This is a genomic window from Candidatus Nitrosocosmicus sp. T (assembly GCF_054408485.1).
The window spans coordinates 342,961-360,405 of record NZ_CP166992.1 but is presented as its reverse complement, the minus strand read 5'-3'; the positions used below and the strand labels follow the sequence as shown (position 1 = coordinate 360,405).

Sequence of the window (17,445 nt, the reverse complement as noted above, 5' to 3'; positions counted from 1 at the left end):
GATCTAAAGTGGTATTGCTTCTCTCTTTCTATTTTCTAGTTCATTAATCCCATCTGGAGTAATTTGATAATTTTCACCATCGGAAGAATGTATCAGGCTTTGAGCAATCAAATCCTCAACAGCTTGATCAAATAAAGGGGACATTGTATTATCTATTGAATCCATCAATTCTCCAATGTTGATTGAATAATCACCGCCTGCTGAAGTATGTTGGGTTAATAATCTATCCAAAACAAAGCTTTCAACATTATGAAGGGCACCTTTGTCATCCTGATCACTGGATACTTTATCCATGATCTTAACTGCATTCTATACTTAAATTATTATCTTTACCAATAAATTATATTATTATGGTCTAGAGGAAAAATAGGTCAATTTGAGATATAATAAAAATCTCATTTGTTCAACCAATCATTAAAAGTCCTATATGTTAATTGTATATCGATAGTAGTATTGGACTTTATCTATCAAAAAAACATCGGTTAGGGTAGTTTTTCATGACACTCTCAGGTTGATTTCTGAAACAGCCCTCGCTGTTTTCCTATTGTTGTTCAAAAGTGCACTGTGACTATAGTGACGGTTGTCTACGAATGCATGATGTTTTTAAACCCATCAAGATAGTGATAATCACCTTCCACCATAATTCCATAGTGAGGGTCTTGCGTCTCTAGTTCCACGCTGTTAGTGCAAGACCCGACTTTCAAATAATTCTCAATTAGCAATTAAAAATTTCCCTAATGTTAGATATAGTATTTTCATCATCCGAATCTATTAATTCACAAACCAGTTGGTCATTGTCTAGGTTATCATCTATCAGAATATCCTTAATCTCTTTAGGCGAATTGGGTTGTAATCTATATGATTCCACTAATATCATTTACATTAAAGAAATAATATTAGTCAGCTATGCGATATATAGACATGAATATAATTGAAAGTGAAATACCATATGTGGTAGAAGCAAGAACATGTGGATGTAAAGAGAGAGGACATAGTGTTTCCTACCATTTCATTGAATCTTCTCATAGTCTTTGTCTGGAAAAAGGTGAATTATTGTTAGCTCAAATTCAAGCTTGTGAAAGATTATTAAAATATGCAAAGGATGGGGAGGAAATTGATGTTCTAATGGAAGAAATAGCCAAATTAAGACTGGCTTTAGATTTGGTTCGATACTAACAAATACCAAAGTAAATGGTAGCAGGTAACTACATCTATCAAAAATGATTACTCATGGTTATTTTTCTTACCGACCGAAAAAATGATTTACTTTGATGTGGGTACACAAATATAATGAAGTTTTATCTCCGAGCCACTTATTTGTATATGAAATATCGCTATGATAAACATTGGTGGTTTTTCTTGATTATTACTTTTCAAGTTATTTAATATATGGAAAATCCTTCATGACGGAGGTTTAAGGTTCAATAATATCTTCAAAATATCATATAAAATGATTATCTTATTTAATTAACTGATATATCTATAGTTTTATTAAATGTGGAATTAACATCCGATATATATTTATCATACCCTATTACTTACAATATTGATTGTTCTTTTAAGTAAGAAAATGAGATTGTGTATTATTACCTAAATATCTACTTTTTTATTTTCGTAATTCTTTCGTCATTTACTACCTAAAATATAGTTTTATGCGTCTTATTTTCGATTCATAATTCATTAGTAACAAAGAACTTGAGCCTGGGTCTCTTGTATCATATAACAATACCACCATTAAGAGAGGATAAGCAATCCATCCGGTCATACTTTATCAAAGGATATTAAATTCTTAGATACCTCATATTCTTTTCATTTTATTCTGTTTAACCATTAATATCTGAACGTTCAACATATGATCATTGAGATTGAGAAACGGAATAAATCTATAGCTAAGATACACTCCACCAAGCCCAGATCAATCAAATAAGCAGATCTTTGTAAATATATTACATCAAAGAGGCTTCACTAACTAAAATAAAAGAGAATGATTTAATTTTTTAAAGCAATTTCTTGCAACTTTGACGAAGTTTATAATGTATTCTGCACAAATAGGATAGGTAGGTGTTACTACATATCTTTCGAAAATAACATTATTCAGATGGATGCAGCAAATGCGTCCAATACCATATCAGAATTAGATTACGGGATTCATTCATTAGTTGTATATGAAGACTTGGCAATACTAAGAGAATTTTATTCTCAATATATTAAGAAAGGAATCGAGGAAAGAAACGAAGTTATTCAAGTAGCCCCCTTCTATGAAACTGAAGATTCTGTAAGAAAAGTATATATCTGAAGGACACAATTCTTTGGATATAGAAAAATGGGAAAAGGCCGAAAAGTCACTAATAATTGTCGATTCATTAAAAAAGTACATAGGTAATAACGTATCACCAGATACTGATTATGATTATAACAAAAATTTGGTGGAGTATGCTAAGGCGATGGGAAAATCCGGTGTATCGATCATAGCCGATAAAGGCACCTTTCCTTTTAAACATCGCATAGACGACCTTGTAAATTTTGAATTATCGCTTCCTTCTAAATATGATATTGATTTAAAGAGGGTATGCGTATATCATGAAAAAGATTTCAACAGAGTATCCGAGGAGCAAAGGCAAAAATTACTTAATCATCACATGATTGCAGTAAAAATATAGATCTATGTGTAGTTTTTCCAAGCATCATTAATCATTTCTCGTAGTTCAGAAAAACGAATAGGTTTTTGAATCAGTCGGTCTATTTTTGCATTTTTAAAGTCTTCTCTATCTTCTAAATCTTTAGTTTCAAAAGCAGTCATCAAGAAAATTTTTATTTTGCTGTCAATTTCCCTTATACTCTTTGCAAGGTCTATCCCACATAAACCAGGCATTCTCAAGTCTGAAATTATCAACGAATGTTTATTGGCAGTTTCCTTATAATATTCCAAAGCCAATACCGGGTCGGTGAAAGAAACTACATCATACCCTTCATTTGTTAAAAATGCTTTGAATAGAGATGCAAGTTCTAGTTCGTCATCTACGACGATAATAGAACGAGAGTTTGACATTTGGTATTAATTTTTTAAATAGTATTATTTATGTTTATTGCCAAATATTGACATGATATAGGCATTCAACAGAATAAAAAATTTATTTTTAAATAATCCACATTATAAGGTTCGGATTCGAAATCCACTTAATAAGATCTCTATTTGAGTATCAATTTAAATCCTATTATTTATATATCTTAATAAGACAGGACCAAAATAAAGATACGACGAGTTGATTGATTCTACTCTATCTTTATCTCTTTTCTCTTGGACTTTGCCTCTTTCTTCTTCACATTAAAAGTTACTTCTAACACACCATTGTTATAGACGGACCTGGCAGTTTCGATTTCTGCTTGCTCTGGAAGTTCAATATTTTTATGATACTTTCGTTGGGCATCCTTCGATGTTGCTATCTCAAGTTGAGAATCATATGTATTTATTTTTATATCCTCTTTTCTGATACCAGGCATTTCAACTACTACTTTGACTTCTGTGTCAGTTGTATTAACGTCCACAAGGGGTTCTCTTTCTGCAGATATCTGTGAAGATTTACCAATGTTTTGTCCTATTTTTTTGACAATGCCGCCAATTTCTCCAAGAGACCTGACATTTCCAAACTCCCTTACTTGAGGTTTACCATCTGGTCCAATGGTCATTGAATATCCATAAACTATAGGACCTACTTCACGCACTTTAACACCTTCTTCTGTCTCATACTCTCTTACTAGTTCCTCTGGTGCATTCGTTGAAATGTCATTAAATACATTGAGCATGGCATCCATCCCTCTATGCCTGTCCTCAAAGTCCCTGAATACCTCGCTTCTATCAATTAATCCTCTGCTGTTAAGTGGATTGAAAAAATTGCTAAACCAATCATATGGTAATATATTTTTATTATTCATTTGTAATATTCTCCTAATATAGTAATATACGTAATGGTATATAAGCGCTTCTTGTTGTTAGTAACAAAAATATTTCTAATAAAAGGTCTAATTGATGGTGGTGATATGAGGAAAGCAGAACTATTCGGTCATTATTTTCTGATTCCCTTGCTTTTTGTACTGAAAATGTATTGTATTTTCTCTTGTATGTTAGATAATCGGAGTCATATTGTGCATTTAATATAATTTTCAAAATTTTGATCAATATCATTTTAATGTTGACAGGTTTCAGATAATTGCTTGTTAAAAAATTGCTACATATTCTATTTATAATACATTTGTATAGATGTAACAACTAGTCCAGGGTTTACTTGAGAAATAGACTAACTCCTTACTTTTCTCTACTTTGGATATATTCTCTATAGTCCTCATCAATCCCCATGGCTGCTTGAAGTATCTTATTTTTTATTGTGCTAGATGAATTGACAAACATCTTCGTATCTTTGGGAAGGCAGTGACCACCTATTCCATCTCTTGGTTCAAGGATTTCAACATTCCATTTTGTGTTAATTGATTTGACTAGTTCTTGAAACTGGATGCTGTTTGATTGGCAATATAAATACAGCTCTTCTGCAAATGCTATTTGGAGATATCTATGAGCATTTTCCACTATTTTTGTTAGTTCTGCAATTTCAGCTGATGCTACTGAATGTATGGGAATTGATAGGTTCCTTATTGGGGGCACTGTAACAGTCGTAGTGATTCTATAGTCCATTTTACTTGCCAAGTCTTGTAAATTATTAGACAAATTTACTGAAGACGGTAATGGTTTTATCATCATCTTAGGTGGTCGGACATCATAAAAATCAAGACCATGTTGTAGACAACAGTTGCTTACACCTCCTACAATACGTAATTGATTTACACCGTGAATTTCTTCTTCTAATGCATACCATCTATGTGGTGCATGTACAACGTGTAGTCTATGATCTACTTTTTCAAATACTTTTTTTGATGTACCTTTTGGTATAGTACTTTCAACTGATATTAGTGCACCTGTCTTTGCTTCTCTAGATATCTTTTCAACAACGGACATCAAACCATCTACTTGTGGTGTAAACATATCATCTGGTCTATGTGTGGATACACAGATAATTAATACGTCAAAATCACCAAAGTTTGTTGCTTGTTTTATTCCATAATTGGTCTCAGCTGATTGCATGGTTTTTTGATTTATATCGTATCCATAGGTATCAAAACCATGTTCTTTAACATATTTTGCAACTGGAAGACCAAGCTGGCCTAGTCCTATAATAACTACCTTCTCATTATTGTAGTTGTTTTTATCATCAAAGATAGAATACATATAGAAGATGTACTCTACCGAACTTAAAAGGGCAAGAAAACACTTAAATAGGACATTTAAATTTGAAAGCCGATCATTAACCTGACGTTGATACTAGTTGGTTTTAAGTATAATATCTCCATTCCTACACCCCTAGACAACATACTAAATGGACTTTACAAAATAAATTACCAGGAGAGAAAATATGAAAGCCAGAAGCAATCATTAACAAGTAGAGTCCTAACTGATTCGACGCTTGATAACTAGTCATCACTTATACGTTTTTAAATTAGGCTTGAATAAACTTAGATGACCGATTCTTTTTATTAGAATTCATGAAGTACTTGATCTAATTCTTTATCGGAGATGTTTAATGACTATTTAATGATTCTATAGAAGGAATAATTCATAATTTATGATATAATAGTGATTAAATTGCATTAATAACGAGATATTGATTGATACCCTTAATAGATACAATAGATATATGTAATTATGACAATTATTAAATATTTAATCGAGGTGTAATGGGGTTTAAATTCTCCCTATATAGTGCATGAAAATAAAGAGACCATTGATAATTTGGTCATACATGAAGAACAAAATGGGAGAAATAATATTCACTTTTCTGAGATTAAAACTACGGCCAGAAATCTGTTAACGGATCTAACAATTAAGAAAATGTCAAGAAAGAATCTAGTAAAAAGAAATGGTCTGTCACATGTTGATTATGAAATTAATGCACGACAGCTTCCCACATACATTGACCATAGCTTACCAAGCAAGTACCCTAATTCATTGTTCAGCAAAGGAGTCAAAACATTAAATGACGACTTTGTAGGCTTTATAATGAAGGAAACAAAAGATACGATCGTTGTATTTGGGAATTATGTACAAAGATATGATGTTCCAAAATCAAAAACATATGAAGTTGGAGATAACATCATTCTAAACATGAATATCAAAGAATTTGTATCTTATGAAGTGGATAATTATAATTCCTTACCAAAATAATAAAATGTTGTATACAAACAATTTTGAAATCCAGGAAAAAATAATGATAATTCAATCATTTAACATATGTGATAGTTGGCATCCTTGCCGATAGACGAGTATTTGAATCCTTGTCTTCAATTCAATATGTTATTTAAAGATTTTAAGATACTCCAATAAATTGATGGTCTCTGCCTCGATAGAATAAATCTATAGACCTTTATAACAACCCCTCTTTCTTTTTATAAGGATCAAATCGAAAATTAGGTTCAATGTGGATTCGATAATTCATTTTTGATTGTATGTTTTGAAAGATAAATAGACTGAAACTGTGATATAAATTACTTAAACTCCGTTATCTCATACTCAAAGCCGTTAGTCATAGCTGAAAAGTGGTCTGCCCATCCTTTGGCGGAGCTTGTTTACAAATATAGAAAAGATCTATCTAAAAGGGTAATCTAAATGAATTCATCGTAGTAAAAAATAACTAGGACTTCAAGTGAAACCCTCTTAAAGGATAAATTAATTATGATTCTTCTAATTGACCAAATGGCATGGATTTTTCAAATAATTTGATAAGAAATCTTACCCATAACGTTACCAACACTCCATTCATTTTTTCCTATACCCAGGTTGTATGATCTGAATTTATGATACTGCAATGTCCAGGCAAAAAATCATCTCCATCCTTCCCTTTCTAATTCAATGTATTCAGATACAAAAATCATGTCTAAAGAAATTTACAATAGAGTACCCGTATTGTCACCTATAGTGGTATTTAAAAAAATATCCACCATTCATCAAAAGAGGGAATACGGTCGTCCTTTGATTTCGCTCTATTGTTTTCTCTTAACTACAGAGACACATGGTAAATTAAGATATTGAGTTTTCGATATTTTTAAGTAAAGTGCAATAGATTTTTACTCAAACGACATATTTTTAATCATAAGATTCAGAATAGGTTTATTGATCGAGACTTTTTCAAATGAAACCGTTCAAGATTTGGCTGAGAAGCTTTTAATGAGATTATATGATGCTACGGAAGGAGACGAATGGGAAGAGGTAAATTTCATTGCGGTATATAAGGAAGTAAGTGGAAAATATTCTCCAGACAATGTAAGATTGAGACATAACGTTTTGCAATGCTTACTTGTAGATGAGTTCATTATGTTGGCACCTGATAAATCATCGGTTGCAATAACCTCTCAAGGTAAGAGACGCCTAGGAAAAATGCCTTCCTTAAAGGATTCTAAAAAGACTACAAAAAATACCAAAAAAAACTTTAAGGATTAAAATTTCTCCAGTACTATTATTTTTTTATAATTACATCTATGAAATAAATTGTTTCATTATAAAGTTTAAAACTAATTAATTAAAAGTACAACAGCATTGATAGATTTTACTAATTACAGTGTCGACTATTCGGGATTATTACCTTATTTCAATTGGTTCTATAGGTGTACCACTGAATCTGATTATAACAAAGGTCAGCATAGACCTTTATGATGTTAAGTATATTATCCTAAGATTTCTTCCTCTAAGATCCTCTATCAACTCATCCAATACCTAGGTTATCTTTTTTTTAATAATATCGTTAATATCTGGTCGATAAAAAGAACTGACAAATGAGTCCTCCTATTGTTCATTGCAATAAATCCATAATTTCTGGGATCATATCCTTGCACCGTAAACACGTTTCACAAACCCTATTTTTGTACCGTTAACAACATAAATCCGACCCGGCCCATACCAACAACCTTCAAATTCAGAATAACTAATTTCGAAATTTGGACTCGTAATATATCTATTACTAAACCCACCGGGCCCGCCTTCATTTTAGTAACAGTTTATTGACGAATAGTAAATCTAGTATGATCTAGTTGCACTACAGATCAAATGGTTTTTTAATAGTTGAGAATGATATCCGCGTATAACCGATTGATAAGATAGTCTAGAGGCAGGATTCATAGTTGTTAAAAAAATTAAGTCTCAAGTATATTATTTGTATTTTATGACATGCATGAGTAGGGATATACTGTTTATCTCATATCATCGATTACGTATGCATTTGGTGAATTGTAGCCTTGCTCATTGGGTTTGTACATTGATACGCCTTGCAAATCTGTTTTAAATCCGTCATTTAACATTGTTATGACTGCATTATGACGTTCCATGTTGACTCCAGCATTGATTCTTGAAATACCCTTTTCTGATGCTAGTTGTTTAACTGCCGACAGTAACTCCGCAAATTTCCATTTTGCACCTTCACTTGGTAACACTGCTCCAAATTTGATATAACACACATCACTTCCCGCTTCAGTTCCTGCTCCGTGATGACATACCGCTAACCCAAATGCTTTTTCATCTCTGTATATATTGTCGTATAAAACTATAGTATCTCCCAGTTTTTGATTATGTGTTGCTCTAATCTCCTTTCGCAAATCCAATCCCTCATAGATATTGTTTGTAAGGTGTAGGCAGTCTTCTAAAACAGATACTTGTTTGTCTTTTGATATTTCAGAAAATCTTTTGATAAAATGTTTTCCCTTTGTAGTATTATTCTCTATTTCCTCTTTTGTTTCAGGAACGTCTTTTATGTTCTTTGACATTATGGCAGTAAGAAATCGAGGCCAAAAACCATATTTTTGGTAAAGATGAACATGTTTTGTACTTATGGGCAAAAGTAAACAGCCCAGCATATCTTATATTCATTTTTTTGAACAGATCCATCGTTGGACTAAGAAGTATATTTGCAATTCCTTTATTCCAAAACTCAGGATGTATGCACAATGGACCAAAAAATCCCACACTCCCCCAATTTGTTATAAAATTAAACCCCACCAATCTACCATTAACTTCTGCAGCAATGGTAAGATCCGGATCAGCATGAAAACGAGTTTTAACATAATCTGCATCACCAAAACAAGTCATTGGATCAGCAAGACCCATAAAGGTCCCAAAAGAGAGCCTCAGTATTTTGTCTGCTTCCTCAAGATCGCTGTCTTGTAGACGTCTTATGATGACATCCATGTACTCTAGAATACCTGACAATTACTTAAATAATCTGTAAATACCAATTTCTGAATAATATCTCATCTTCTTTCTGAAATCTAATGGAAATCATTTCAAGCATTATTCTTCAGATAACTTCTACTTTTTAAAGACCGATATCACCATTCCTCCCAGCGGGTCCACTTTGAAAAAACAAATAGGTGGATATCATTCTATGTCTATTTTATACTAATATTAAATATCTCATTTAGGTTACTAGTGGACCCTCCAGGCTGTGGTCCACCACCCACTACGTAAATTTTGTTGTCAATTGCTACTGCCACCAATCCATGACGTGCTGTTGGCATACTCTTTTCAGAGGTCCATGTATTTGAAATCACTTTGAACCTTTCATTATTGTTAAAGGTGCCTGTTGGCTGTTCTCCTCCAAAGACATAAATTGATTCGTTTACTTCTGCTGCCGCAGAAGATAAGCCACCTCTTTTTGAAGGCATTGGTTCCATTGTGGTCCACTTATCAGTAACATGATCGTACACCTCATTTACATCAACGTTGGAAGCCATTCCATTGGTTCTTCCGCCTATAACATATAATTTATCATTAATGACTGCCGAGGTTAGATGTTCTCTTGCAGTTGGCATAGGTGCTTTTTCTGTCCATTGGTCTGTAGATAGATTGTATGCTAATGTACTTGTCAATGTTTTTTCGGAATCCACCCCCCCAGTCACATAAAGTGTACCGTTGATAAAGTTAGCAGTTAATGCACCACGGGCATTCGGAAGATTTGCTCCCTCAGTCCAATTGTTGGTATCGGGATCAAATATGTACAATTTGTCTGATAATGCATCTCTATTAAGGTAGCCTCCTCCGACGACATACAGTTTCCCGTTATGCGATGCCGCAGCGGTATGGTCTAATGGTTGAGGTAATGAAGTCGCTTGAGTCCATTTATCAGTTACTGGGTCATACACCTGTACAGTAGTCGTACTGCTACCACCGTTATCAAATCCTCCAATAATGTATATTTTGCCATTTAGTACAGCACTAGCAATTTCCGACCTTGCCATTGGCATAGACGCCCCTACATCCCAATATAGTTCTGTAAATGAAAGTGAAGACAAGGCTACTTGGGAAATAGAAGATGCTATTAATGATGCTACGATAATTGTGACTAATAGGCTTCCTGAGGTTATTAATTTTAAATTATGTTCAGGCAATCGACAATCAATCCATTTTCGAGCTCTCCATTAAAATACTTTGTATGGAATGTGATGAAATGTCAAAAATATAAAATCCCTCGCTACGCAGGAATTAAGATTTATAATAATAAAACAAGATATACTTGATTAGAAGACGAAATTTAGTATAAGGTGCAATAGAACCGATTGATCGATTTATCCATACTGGTATTGTATTCCTTTTTCTCCTCTGGGATGTCTCCATTCTGTTTCTAGGGAACATGTACCACATTCTATGCAACCTTCATGTTGTAAAACCACGTCTTCTCCTTCAAGACTATAGCATTTAGTGGGACACAGTGTAACCATTTTTTTCATAAATTCGCTCCTTGAGTTTGTTACTTTGATATGACTTTGTGGATCATCATTGTAACTTAAACTTGATATCCTTTTAGACAATTCTGGAATAGATATTGAATATTCAGAAATGATTTTGGTACCGAGTTTATCCGCGATATTTATTGGAGTACGTATATATGTCTCTTCTGATTCTATTAAGGATAACATATTATTATATCCTATTTTGTTAACAATGTCGATAGAAACATTTCTTAATTTTTCATTTAGGAATAACTTGAATAGTAATCCATACTTGCCTATTTTTTGCGATGGAATTTGCTTGCCTGCGGCATCAACAATTGTTTTGATATAATATTTATCAATTCTCTCCATGTCCGTTGTATAAGGACTTTGTTGGACAGATTGTGAATAAAGCTCACCCAAATAGTTTGATGTAATATCAAGATTATTTTTCTCCAAGGCTTGTTTTATTGCATTAGATGCTCTTGCTGCATCATCGATACCTACATTTAGACCCTCGATTCGTGGTCCAATGAATAGGCCTCTTCCTGCGGCATCACCTATGAATAATATGTTTTTGATATAGGGTTTTTTCATTCTACACCGTTTTCCATCTGGAATTAATTTCGTACTATATTCTAATTCTACATAATCTGTTTCAAATCTTGTATTATATTTTTCAAGCAATTCCTTGTGAATAGCATCTATTTTTGACTTTACATCCTCAATAGAATTGAATTCCTTATCTTCAAGAAATCTCTTTTTTCCCTCATGCGAATAATACTCAAACCTTAATTTCTCCCATCTTTTTATCTGTTTATTGACTGCAAATTTAATACGTAATTGTTCCATCTTAGACAAACTTTTGTCGGAATAAGGTTCTAAGGCTACTTCATCTTTGATATATTCTTTGACAACTGGATTAGTTAGTAATGCGTTTACAAGGTTGTTTGGTCCGGTTGGATTTGAAATCAAAGAGTCATAATGACATACAACTCCTGCAGATAAAGAATTAATATTAGTATATAAAAAACCTCCCCCAATGTGACCGAGAGTTACGTCGCCAGCAAAAATATGGGCCGTTCCTTCTCCAGGAATTAAACTAAATCTTTCTTCTATTATTTCTTCAGGTAGTTTGACAACAACCTTTACTCCCTGATATAATTCTGAGGGCGAAAATTTTTTTCGAGCTCCTGTAATTTCTGCAACCTCTGAATTTACTCCGTCAGAAGCAATAACAGCTTTAGCTTCAAAATCATCTAACTCATCTGTTTGTATAATTGTTTTGCCTCTTTCATCATCCCAACTAATATTTCTAACATGAACTCCACTTATGATCCCTCCACCATTTCTCTCTGCAACCTCCAAAGATTGTTTGGCAAACCAAGAATTTAATTTGTTTAATAACACAGAACAACCAAAATTAGATTGATATTCATGGGAATCGGTCAAATCGATTGACAGGACTTTGTCTTTAGATACACAATTTAGGATATATTTTGTAATTTGTCTTTCCCACGGTTTTTCTTGTAGAAAATTCTCGAAAATTTCATCAACATTATAAACCTTACCAATTTGAGGATTTTTTGAATAGAGTATACCGCCTGAGACGTTCTTTGTTCCTATAGTAAATCCAGCTTCTATCAATACCGACTGAATTCCGATAGAAGATAGATGCTTTAATGCCGCTAGACCTGCAGAACCTCCGCCAATTATAACAACTTCAACTTGTTCCAACTACGGCACTACCTCCTTCTTTTGTTTGTGTCATTTTTTCCCGCTCAAGCTCTTCTATCATAATAGGCAAAACATCCTCTATTCTTCCTTTAATGAATACATCGCATTCATTTCTTATTGGCGCGTTTTCATCAGGATTAACTGCTATGATAAATCCAGAATTTTTCATGCCTGCTAGATGTTGAGTGGCCCCGCTAATACCTAACGCAATATAAATAGTGGGTTCGACTTTTTGACCGCTTGTTCCTATTACTCTTTCTGGAGTAATATACCGCGAATTAATTTTGTCACTCAATTTAAATAGTTTTTTTGAAATGGGCAATGAGATACCTATTTCAGCATTTAATAATTTTGCGAGTTTTTCTATTAACTTTATGTTCTGTTCTGGAGATTCTTTTATACCCCTCCCAAAACTTATTATTGTTTTATAGTTGCCAAAATCGATCATGTCTTTAAGAATACTTCTACTTAGAACTTTAATTTCAAGATCTTTTGTATCAAATTCTGGACTAAATTCTTCAATTATCCCAGTCCTAGACATATTTTTTTCTAATGGTTCAAATACACCTGGAATAATACTACAGGCTTGAGGATGATAATCCCTCTTTATTTCTGGATTTTTGTTATCTAGACAGAGAATAGTGGTCCAAAGAAATCCGGAGAAATCTGGTCTATACATCATTAGTGTTTTTTCAAATGTTAATATTTGTCCCTTCGTTTTATGTTCATGTCTAAAGTCGATATCTTCTATTACAAGTTTATTTATATCAGATGCCAATCCAGATTCTAGCTCTGCGAGAACTGTGGATGACAAGTGTCGTCCTGTACCATCAGCAGCAAAGAACATGTATCTAGGTCGTTTAAACTGTTTAGAATATTCTGGTGTTATTTTTTCGACATATTTTGCATTGGTTGCTATTTGAACAATTACTTTAGTGTATATTTTATTTATATGATATTGTAGTTTTGGGTCGTCTGCATAAAGGACAGCATCTGCGCCATAGTAAATCAATTCCTTGCATAAATGTTTAATACCATTACCTAGAATTACTGCAATTACCTTCTCATTTAGTAAATATTTTTTATTAAAATCGTCTATAAGCCTCCTGGCTTCAGATAACATTTCAAGACCAACAGGAACAATTTTACCATCTAACTGTTCGATAATAACGTACAGGTTTCTGTATTTACTGGTCTCATTCTTTTTATCGATGGTGTCTAGCACCTCGGTCTTCCTATCCTCTGTCGAACAAGCATTACGATCTATTGTCTCGTTAATATTTTCATTCATTTTATTCACGCTCATTCACTCATACACCCAGACATTATTCATGTAATTGTTTCATGGATTTTCTCAAGAATGTTAGAGATTTCACCAGGATCAATATTCTCAACGGTTTGTGCACTCCTACTTGATTTTATTTTTGGAATTTTTTCCACTTTGTATACAATTGTAGGTGAACCAGGCAACCCCACTAATTTTGGATCAACTCCCAATTCTTTGGCATTAAATACTTTCAAAAGAGATTTATAATTACTAGAACTTATCATAGCTTCTTTTTGAAATCTTGATGCGCTCAATCTTTGAGAAACTGTAATAAAAGTAGATTTGTAAGATGGATCTATAGCAATAAAAACGGGTAGAGGGGCCCGAACCTGTTCTATCAAGTTATTATTTCCATATGAAACAAGGCGTAAAGCAGTTACTACCCGTTTTTCATTGTCTATTTCGTAGCTAATAACATTACCTAAAAAAGTAAAACCCAATTTCCAAGCCGTTTGAGGACCGGTCTGACCTGTTTCGCCATCTGATGCTCTAAATCCCGAAAATACAATGTCCATTGATTTTCCATCATTCATCTTGGATATCCCTGCTCTTAGAACCTCTGCTGTAGACAGGGTATCTGCACCCGCAAACGATCTGTCGCTGTATAGATGTAATTCTTCGGCGTCAGATAATAATAGGGATTGCTCAAGAGCCAATTCGGCCATTGGCGGACCCATAGTCCCAATACATATACGCGCACCATACTTTACTTTAGCATAAAAGGCAGCTTGTGATGCAATTGCACTATGATGTCCCAAAATGGTTTTAGTTTCTGCTCTGTTTAATGTTCCATCCGGATTATAACTTACATTTCCATCTGAAAAATCCGGCTCTAATTTAATAATTACCGCAATGTTGAGACTCATAATAGATGCACAGATGCATCTTGTTTAAGAGCTTCTAGTGTATGTTACATGTTTTTAACTATTGAACTTTAAATTCTTATCCCGGTATTGAAAATTAATAAAAATATTTCCAAATTTTTTGCAACAGCAACTATTGATTTGTACTGAAAAGCATAAAAGTAGGAAATGTAGGGCTCAGGCTCTTAACTTAAAGAAAATTCTATAGCTAAATATGACCTATCTCTTTTTCTTATGTATATTAAAAGAAATAAAACAAACTTTAGAATACATTGGCTATGGTTTGTACCTATACTTTCTTTTATTGTATTTGTAATTAGTAACAATTAAAAATAATGCCATGGCTATTGTTTTTCCAAATAGTCCGAGTTAAAATCATCCATGAATTCTCAAGTACCTTTTAATATTAACAAATCCCATATACATCATGGGATCGAAGCCCACAGGATTAGAAAAAAATAGTACGTTCCCATGTATTTCAAGAGCGGGTATCAAAATTGGTGATTATCTAAAAGTGTAATATAATTATACAGCAAACTTAATCTATCCAAATTGTTTCATCAATAATCCATTCAATAAATTATAAAGATAACTTCGGCCGTAGCAGCTTTTAATATAGATTCATATCTATATTAAATTAAGCCGGTTGGTGTACTTAATAATATTTTAAGACATTGTCTTCATGATATTTTATGCTTGAGACTATTCTTAAAGGAAATGAACTGGACTTTTTAATAGATATTGGTATTACATTACTCGCTGGAGTTGTTATAGGTGCTGAAAGAGAGTTAAAAGGTAAACCTGCAGGAATAGGTACTCATTGTTTGGTTATAGGAGGTTCAATGATTTTTACGTTCATATCATCCCAAGTAGATCCCTCCTCTACTTCAAGAATAGCTGCTCAAATTATTACTGGAATAGGTTTTCTTGGTGCTGGAGTGATACTCAAAGGCGAGATTGAAGGTAAAACCAAATCAGAGGTACAAGAGAGCAGTCATAAAGTAGTAAATTTAACAACAGCTGCGAGTATATGGTTTTCGGCAGCCATTGGAATGGCAATTGGTTTTAATTATTATTTTATTGCGCTTGTTTCAATCGGATTCGTTGTTATTATTTCACACATACCAAAAATTAGGAAAGCAGATAGAGGAAAAAATGAAGAATAGGTACAGATAATGGTAAAATATTTGGGCCACTACTGGAGCTTGCAGCTAATGGAACTATTGGTAGTAGTAGTATTGGGCTATACACTAAAACCATTCATTTTCTAAATAATACTTTACCAAACCCATTTAAATATCCTCATGATTTCCACCGATCCAGATATCTTATTTAGTAACTACTTAATATACAATCAGAGATGGTGTAATTCTTATTCTTTAATCTATAAAAAAAGAAAATAAAGGTCAGAAAGTCATCATCCCAATAAACAAAAAGAACAAAAGAAATCCACAGTCCATGTTAAGATGATATTATGAACTAAACGAGAACGTGCACTATTATTCTGAGCTTTTACATCTAATCTCATACCAACATTTATCGACTGGCTTTCTCCTTAGCAGATCCATCTTTAACAAAGCCGGTAGATTAGAAATATGAAATTAATCAACAAATGGATATGTTCTAGTTCAGAAAGGAATTATCAATAAAAAAAATTTTTATTCCTCAAGATAAGGTCCAAAGCTATGATGGTGACATCCTTAGATTCAGTATTTCAAAGGATGAGGTAACCGAGCAGTATCAAGGAGACTCTTATCCTGATTCTTCTTCTAAATCATCGTCGACACAACCTAAATCTGCAACTACAGCTCCAGAGGGTGCAGAAGAAGAAGTAACGGTACCGATAACTGAAGAAAAACTAGATAAAATAAAAAGTTGAAGATAGTCAAGCTACAATTACAAAAGAACCTGTAACGGAAACAAAAACAGTTGAGGTTCCAGTAGTTCACGAAGAAGTATCTATTGAAAGGAGACAACCTGCAGGTGGACAAACAGAAACTTCACAAGGACCAGTCACATCACAAGAAGAAATAAAAATTCCATTAAAGAAGATATTGAGGTAACTAGAACTCCATATGTTAAAGAAGAGGTATCCATAAAAAAGAAACCAGTAACAGAAACCAAAGAAGTTACAGAGGAAGTAACATCTGAAAGAATTGATACAAACAATTTATAGATAACTAGAGGTATGTGGGAGGGCTAGAGGATTTCATAGGATAAACTTCAGCATATTTCTTTTAGCTATGCTTACTTTGCCATAAGAACAGATTCACCTTTAATATAATTTTGTGAAACAATCTTCTTTTTCTTATGCCATTGATACATTAAATTTCCATATTATGAGTAAACAAACTCAATAGCAATAGAGTCATTATAATCTTTTATTTGCAATCTTTCTAGTAATGTATCTAGGTTTGTATCACAATCTATTACTATTTTATTTTTTATTGCAACATGCTTACACGGATAATATTTTTTAAACGATTCATAATTTGAATAAAACCATTCAAGTCCATCTTTTATTTTTTCTATTTTAACTGTATCGACATAATTTACAAATTCCTGATTCATGTCATGTCTAAAGATGTATTATTCAACTATCACATAAAAATATTTGTATATCATCCATATAGTCTTACTAGGAAAGTAATATTTTTCCTGATAATCCCCCCTAGAGAAGATCATTATCATAAAATCCAAACAAAACATCTTATAGCC

17 protein-coding genes and 1 pseudogene are annotated in these 17,445 nt (G+C 33.1%); 7 read left to right on the top strand and 11 right to left on the bottom strand.

Translation table 11 applies throughout. The features are described 5' to 3' along the window. Positions 1-3: 3 nt before the first annotated feature. Complete coding sequence (locus AB0A59_RS01855; protein ID WP_458745969.1) at positions 4-294, bottom strand: hypothetical protein; 291 nt, start codon at positions 292-294, stop codon at positions 4-6. 612 nt (positions 295-906) lie between these two features. Here AB0A59_RS01855 and AB0A59_RS01850 point away from each other — a divergent pair. The 3 genes from AB0A59_RS01850 to AB0A59_RS01840 all read left to right on the top strand — a co-directional run bounded on the left by AB0A59_RS01850 (position 907) and on the right by AB0A59_RS01840 (position 2,660). Next, entirely contained in the window at positions 907-1,176 is a 270-nt protein-coding gene (locus AB0A59_RS01850; RefSeq protein WP_458745968.1) for a hypothetical protein, read from the top strand. A gap of 922 nt (positions 1,177-2,098) precedes the next feature. Further along, positions 2,099-2,296, top strand: a complete 198-nt coding sequence (locus tag AB0A59_RS01845) for a hypothetical protein (RefSeq protein WP_458745966.1) — start codon at positions 2,099-2,101, stop codon at positions 2,294-2,296. Between the two features lie 13 nt (positions 2,297-2,309). Next, complete coding sequence (locus tag AB0A59_RS01840; protein WP_458745965.1) at positions 2,310-2,660, top strand: hypothetical protein; 351 nt, start codon at positions 2,310-2,312, stop codon at positions 2,658-2,660. Between the two features lie 2 nt (positions 2,661-2,662). Here the strand turns inward: AB0A59_RS01840 and AB0A59_RS01835 are convergent, their stop codons facing one another. From AB0A59_RS01835 to AB0A59_RS01825, 3 genes are all read right to left on the bottom strand, one after another. Further along, a complete protein-coding gene (locus AB0A59_RS01835; RefSeq protein ID WP_458745964.1) occupies positions 2,663-3,049 on the bottom strand; it encodes a response regulator in 387 nt (128 codons plus the stop codon). Positions 3,050-3,273: 224 nt separating this feature from the next. Continuing rightward, positions 3,274-3,933 (bottom strand): archaeal heat shock protein Hsp20, encoded by a 660-nt coding sequence (gene hsp20, locus AB0A59_RS01830; RefSeq protein WP_458745962.1) that lies wholly within the window; start codon positions 3,931-3,933, stop codon positions 3,274-3,276. Between the two features lie 370 nt (positions 3,934-4,303). Continuing rightward, the gene (locus tag AB0A59_RS01825; protein ID WP_458745960.1) at positions 4,304-5,278 is read right to left on the bottom strand and encodes an NAD(P)-binding domain-containing protein; all 975 of its coding nucleotides are present in this window, start codon (positions 5,276-5,278) and stop codon (positions 4,304-4,306) included. A gap of 531 nt (positions 5,279-5,809) precedes the next feature. Here AB0A59_RS01825 and AB0A59_RS01820 point away from each other — a divergent pair. Both AB0A59_RS01820 and AB0A59_RS01815 read left to right on the top strand, forming a co-directional pair. Further along, entirely contained in the window at positions 5,810-6,271 is a 462-nt protein-coding gene (locus AB0A59_RS01820) for a hypothetical protein (RefSeq protein ID WP_458745958.1), read from the top strand. A 945-nt stretch (positions 6,272-7,216) separates the two neighbouring features. After that, entirely contained in the window at positions 7,217-7,543 is a 327-nt protein-coding gene (locus AB0A59_RS01815; protein WP_458745956.1) for a hypothetical protein, read from the top strand. Between the two features lie 746 nt (positions 7,544-8,289). Here the strand turns inward: AB0A59_RS01815 and AB0A59_RS01810 are convergent. The 6 genes from AB0A59_RS01810 to AB0A59_RS01785 all read right to left on the bottom strand — a co-directional run bounded on the left by AB0A59_RS01810 (position 8,290) and on the right by AB0A59_RS01785 (position 14,730). Then, positions 8,290-8,859: a hypothetical protein gene (locus AB0A59_RS01810; RefSeq protein WP_458745955.1), complete on the bottom strand. Its 570-nt coding sequence runs from the start codon at positions 8,857-8,859 to the stop codon at positions 8,290-8,292. After that, complete coding sequence (locus AB0A59_RS01805; RefSeq protein WP_458745953.1) at positions 8,831-9,280, bottom strand: GNAT family N-acetyltransferase; 450 nt, start codon at positions 9,278-9,280, stop codon at positions 8,831-8,833. Before AB0A59_RS01805 ends, AB0A59_RS01810 begins: the two co-directional genes overlap by 29 nt. A gap of 200 nt (positions 9,281-9,480) precedes the next feature. After that, on the bottom strand, positions 9,481-10,479 hold the full coding sequence (locus AB0A59_RS01800; RefSeq protein WP_458745951.1) for a Kelch repeat-containing protein: 999 nt from the start codon (positions 10,477-10,479) through the stop codon (positions 9,481-9,483). Positions 10,480-10,656: 177 nt separating this feature from the next. Then, a complete protein-coding gene (locus AB0A59_RS01795; RefSeq protein ID WP_458745949.1) occupies positions 10,657-12,537 on the bottom strand; it encodes an electron transfer flavoprotein in 1,881 nt (626 codons plus the stop codon). Continuing rightward, complete coding sequence (locus AB0A59_RS01790) at positions 12,524-13,843, bottom strand: electron transfer flavoprotein subunit alpha/FixB family protein (RefSeq protein ID WP_458745947.1); 1,320 nt, start codon at positions 13,841-13,843, stop codon at positions 12,524-12,526. The genes AB0A59_RS01795 and AB0A59_RS01790 overlap by 14 nt, the downstream gene beginning before the upstream one ends. A 23-nt stretch (positions 13,844-13,866) precedes the next feature. Continuing rightward, a complete protein-coding gene (locus tag AB0A59_RS01785; protein WP_458745945.1) occupies positions 13,867-14,730 on the bottom strand; it encodes an electron transfer flavoprotein subunit beta/FixA family protein in 864 nt (287 codons plus the stop codon). A gap of 689 nt (positions 14,731-15,419) precedes the next feature. Between AB0A59_RS01785 and AB0A59_RS01780 the strand changes: the two genes are divergently transcribed. Together AB0A59_RS01780 and AB0A59_RS01775 are read left to right on the top strand one after the other, a co-directional pair. Next, positions 15,420-15,893 (top strand): MgtC/SapB family protein, encoded by a 474-nt coding sequence (locus AB0A59_RS01780; RefSeq protein ID WP_458745943.1) that lies wholly within the window; start codon positions 15,420-15,422, stop codon positions 15,891-15,893. A gap of 720 nt (positions 15,894-16,613) precedes the next feature. Beyond that, positions 16,614-16,903: pseudogene (locus tag AB0A59_RS01775) on the top strand (YsnF/AvaK domain-containing protein); the annotation flags it as partial. 161 nt (positions 16,904-17,064) lie between these two features. Here the strand turns inward: AB0A59_RS01775 and AB0A59_RS01770 are convergent. Further along, complete coding sequence (locus AB0A59_RS01770; protein ID WP_458745941.1) at positions 17,065-17,298, bottom strand: hypothetical protein; 234 nt, start codon at positions 17,296-17,298, stop codon at positions 17,065-17,067. Positions 17,299-17,445 lie beyond the last annotated feature (147 nt).

Bases quoted from the DNA above. Each gene is read 5' to 3' on its own strand.
- AB0A59_RS01825 (WP_458745960.1), bottom strand. From the start codon at position 5,278: ATGTATTCTATCTTTGATGATAAAAACAACTACAATAATGAGAAGGTA.
- AB0A59_RS01805 (WP_458745953.1), bottom strand. From the start codon at position 9,280: ATGGATGTCATCATAAGACGTCTACAAGACAGCGATCTTGAGGAAGCA.
- AB0A59_RS01780 (WP_458745943.1), top strand. From the start codon at position 15,420: ATGCTTGAGACTATTCTTAAAGGAAATGAACTGGACTTTTTAATAGAT.
- AB0A59_RS01790 (WP_458745947.1), bottom strand. From the start codon at position 13,843: ATGAGCGTGAATAAAATGAATGAAAATATTAACGAGACAATAGATCGT.
- AB0A59_RS01855 (WP_458745969.1), bottom strand. From the start codon at position 294: ATGGATAAAGTATCCAGTGATCAGGATGACAAAGGTGCCCTTCATAAT.
- hsp20 (WP_458745962.1), bottom strand. From the start codon at position 3,933: ATGAATAATAAAAATATATTACCATATGATTGGTTTAGCAATTTTTTC.
- AB0A59_RS01850 (WP_458745968.1), top strand. From the start codon at position 907: ATGCGATATATAGACATGAATATAATTGAAAGTGAAATACCATATGTG.
- AB0A59_RS01785 (WP_458745945.1), bottom strand. From the start codon at position 14,730: ATGAGTCTCAACATTGCGGTAATTATTAAATTAGAGCCGGATTTTTCA.
- AB0A59_RS01845 (WP_458745966.1), top strand. From the start codon at position 2,099: ATGGATGCAGCAAATGCGTCCAATACCATATCAGAATTAGATTACGGG.
- AB0A59_RS01770 (WP_458745941.1), bottom strand. From the start codon at position 17,298: ATGAATCAGGAATTTGTAAATTATGTCGATACAGTTAAAATAGAAAAA.
- AB0A59_RS01835 (WP_458745964.1), bottom strand. From the start codon at position 3,049: ATGTCAAACTCTCGTTCTATTATCGTCGTAGATGACGAACTAGAACTT.
- AB0A59_RS01810 (WP_458745955.1), bottom strand. From the start codon at position 8,859: ATGTCAAAGAACATAAAAGACGTTCCTGAAACAAAAGAGGAAATAGAG.